Consider the following 2,158-nt stretch of genomic DNA (forward strand, 5'->3'; position numbering starts at 1 on the left):
ACAAACTCAGAGGAACGAATAGTTTACTTTTGCTTCCTTTCTCAATCATAAATTTACTTAAAAATTCAAAAAACAAATCTAAAGGAGGAACGAGAAATCGCACTAGAAATTCTACAAAGATTGGTGACGCTCGTTACGGAGTTTCTAGTGCGATTTCTCGTTCCTCGAAATGACAAAAAATAAAAATGCCCGACTAAAATCGGGCATTTTTATTTATAATTAACAATTTATAATTCACAATTATAATTTTGTCATATTGTTTGCTAAAGTTTCAATAAACTTACTGATTGGTCCTTTAACCATCATCGCCATCATAGCGTTGAATTCGCCTTCAAAAAATAATTGAACAGCACTTTCTGAATCAGAAATAGTGTCAATATTTGAAGTTAAAGTAAACGGAAGTTTATCACTTGCAGCACCTAGAACAATTTTGTTTGGCGCTGATTTGTCTTTCATTTTTAATTTGATTTCAGGCATACCTTTCAATCCAAAAATAAAAGCATCTTCGCCAATTACTTCAAATTTAGCGATGTTATCCGGCATTAGTTTTTCAAAATTTTTAACATCAGTCAGTTGATCGAATAAATCCTGAGCTGATTTCTGAACGGTAACTTTTGGACTTTCTAAGTTCATATAATATTTTGTTTTTTTATTTGTATGTAGCAATCAAAATAAATTCCAATTTTTTAAATTCCAAATCCCAAAAAGAGCGAAGCGATTTTTAGAAAATCTAAAATCTAAAATCTAAAATCTAAAATCTAAAATCTAAAATCTAAAATCTAAAATCTAAAATCTAAAATCTATTCCTGTCCCCAAGTCGATGGGCTAACGCTCCATTCTTGAAGTGTCGATTGCTGGTCTTCTGTGATATATTGTTTTTGAACTGCTAAATCTAACAGATTTTCGTAGTTGCTTAACGTAAACAAGTCAACATTGGCATTTTTGAAATTTTCTTCGGCAACATTAAATCCGTAGGTAAAAATCGCCGCCATTCCTTTAATATTAGCACCTTCATTGCGTAAAGCTTCAACGGCAAGCAAACTGCTGTTTCCTGTACTGATTAAATCTTCAACAACTACAACATTTTGTCCTTTTTGAAAAAAACCTTCAACCTGATTTTGTCTTCCGTGTTTTTTTGGTTCCGGACGTACATATACAAACGGAAGTCCAAGACTTTCGGCAACTAAAATTCCAATTCCAATGGCTCCAGTAGCAACACCGGCAATCACATCAGGCTTTCCAAATTGTTTTTCGATGTTCTTTGCAAACTCATCACGAACATAGTTTCTAATGCTCGGAAATGAAAGAATTAACCTGTTATCACAATAAATAGGAGATTTCCAACCAGAAGCCCATGTAAAAGGATTTTCGGGATTCAATTTAATTGCATTTATTTGCAAAAGCAATTCGGCTGTTTTTTCGGCAGTATCTTTATTAAAAATCATAGTACAAATGTATAAAGTTTTTGTGAACGACAAACCACTTTTTTTGACAAATGAAATCTCCCGCGAGACAGATTTTCAATTGTTCTTGTTGGAAAGTATTGATATAGAACAGCTTATCATAAAAATTTTTCAAAATAAAATTCAAAAAGCCATTTTATATCATCCTGACGAAAGTGAGATAATGAAAACCCTTAAAGCCAAAATTCCGGTAAATAAAGCCGGCGGAGGTTTTGTGTACAATAAAAAAGGTGAGGTTTTATTCATCTTTAGAAACGGAAAATGGGATTTACCTAAAGGCGGAATCGAGAAAGGGGAGGACATTGAAGCCACCGCCATGCGTGAAGTCGAGGAAGAAACGGGCGTAAATAAACTCCGTATTGTTCAAAAACTTCAAAAAACGTATCATATCTTCAAACGCAACGGTAAATACAAACTCAAAATCACACATTGGTTCGAAATGCATTCTGATTTTGAAGGAACTCCACACGGACAAATCGAAGAAGGAATCGAAAAAGTTGCCTGGCTAAACCCGGAACAAATCAAAGAAGCGCTTAAAAACTCGTATGAAAATATTAAGCTTTTGTTTGCAGAAGAAATAAAAGTCAAAGCAGATTATGACTAGTCCTAAATAATCGATACAGATTTAATTAGACAAAAATATTTAATTAAGCACCTGCAATAAGTTTTTTGCAGGTGTTTTTTCTTTTATAGGT

At 33.2% G+C, this 2,158-nt stretch carries 3 protein-coding genes; 1 reads left to right on the forward strand and 2 read right to left on the reverse strand.

Going from position 1 to position 2,158, the window contains the following annotated elements; translation table 11 throughout:
- Positions 1-240: 240 nt before the first annotated feature.
- Entirely contained in the window at positions 241-633 is a 393-nt protein-coding gene (locus FLAPXU55_RS17525) for an SRPBCC family protein (protein WP_180859813.1), read from the reverse strand.
- Positions 634-800: 167 nt separating this feature from the next.
- Entirely contained in the window at positions 801-1,445 is a 645-nt protein-coding gene (gene pyrE / locus FLAPXU55_RS17530) for an orotate phosphoribosyltransferase (protein WP_053473537.1), read from the reverse strand.
- A gap of 7 nt (positions 1,446-1,452) precedes the next feature.
- Between pyrE and FLAPXU55_RS17535 the strand changes: the two genes are divergently transcribed.
- Entirely contained in the window at positions 1,453-2,067 is a 615-nt protein-coding gene (locus FLAPXU55_RS17535) for an NUDIX hydrolase (RefSeq protein ID WP_180859814.1), read from the forward strand.
- Positions 2,068-2,158 lie beyond the last annotated feature (91 nt).

It is taken from the genome of Flavobacterium panici, assembly GCF_903819335.1.
GTDB lineage: Bacteria > Bacteroidota > Bacteroidia > Flavobacteriales > Flavobacteriaceae > Flavobacterium > Flavobacterium panici.

What these genes read in the sequence shown, in the direction of transcription:
- FLAPXU55_RS17525 (WP_180859813.1), bottom strand. Translation starts at nt 633, where the DNA reads ATGAACTTAGAAAGTCCAAAAGTTACCGTTCAGAAATCAGCTCAGGAT.
- pyrE (WP_053473537.1), bottom strand. Translation starts at nt 1,445, where the DNA reads ATGATTTTTAATAAAGATACTGCCGAAAAAACAGCCGAATTGCTTTTG.
- FLAPXU55_RS17535 (WP_180859814.1), top strand. Translation starts at nt 1,453, where the DNA reads ATGTATAAAGTTTTTGTGAACGACAAACCACTTTTTTTGACAAATGAA.